Genomic DNA, 425 nt, shown 5'->3' with positions numbered 1-425 from the left:
AAAGCGGGTGAAGAGAATCGAACTCTCGACCAGAGCTTGGAAGGCTCTTGTTTTACCACTAAACTACACCCGCGTGGTCGGGAAGACAGGATTTGAACCTGCGACCCCCTGGTCCCAAACCAGGTGCTCTACCAAGCTGAGCCACTTCCCGTTATGGCGCGCCCGAGAGGAGTCGAACCCCTAACCTCTTGATCCGTAGTCAAACGCTCTATCCAATTGAGCTACGGGCGCTTATTCATGATGTTTTTTCGTCGTTGTATTTTGGCGACTCAATTATCTTATCATACTTCATTTTTTAATGCAAGTACTTTTTAAAAGATTTTTTGATGCGGCCGAGAGGACTTGAACCTCCACGGGGTTTCCCCCACTAGGCCCTCAACCTAGCGCGTCTGCCGTTCCGCCACGACCGCGCGGAAAAAACAAAA

The 425-nt window shown here is 50.1% G+C and carries 4 tRNA genes; all 4 read right to left on the bottom strand.

Going from position 1 to position 425, the window contains the following annotated elements:
• Nucleotides 1–2: 2 nt before the first annotated feature.
• The 4 genes from ACZ76X_RS29045 to ACZ76X_RS29030 all read right to left on the bottom strand — a co-directional run bounded on the left by ACZ76X_RS29045 (nt 3) and on the right by ACZ76X_RS29030 (nt 410).
• Nucleotides 3–73: transfer RNA gene (locus ACZ76X_RS29045), tRNA-Gly, on the bottom strand.
• A gap of 1 nt (nt 74) precedes the next feature.
• Nucleotides 75–151 (bottom strand) — tRNA-Pro (locus ACZ76X_RS29040).
• 3 nt (nt 152–154) lie between these two features.
• Nucleotides 155–231: transfer RNA gene (locus ACZ76X_RS29035), tRNA-Arg, on the bottom strand.
• 96 nt (nt 232–327) lie between these two features.
• Nucleotides 328–410 (bottom strand) — tRNA-Leu (locus tag ACZ76X_RS29030).
• Nucleotides 411–425 lie beyond the last annotated feature (15 nt).

This window comes from Bacillus sp. BC05(2025), from assembly GCF_056725905.1.
The sequence above is the reverse complement of the archived record's forward strand: the minus strand, read 5'-3'. Positions and strand labels throughout refer to the sequence as shown.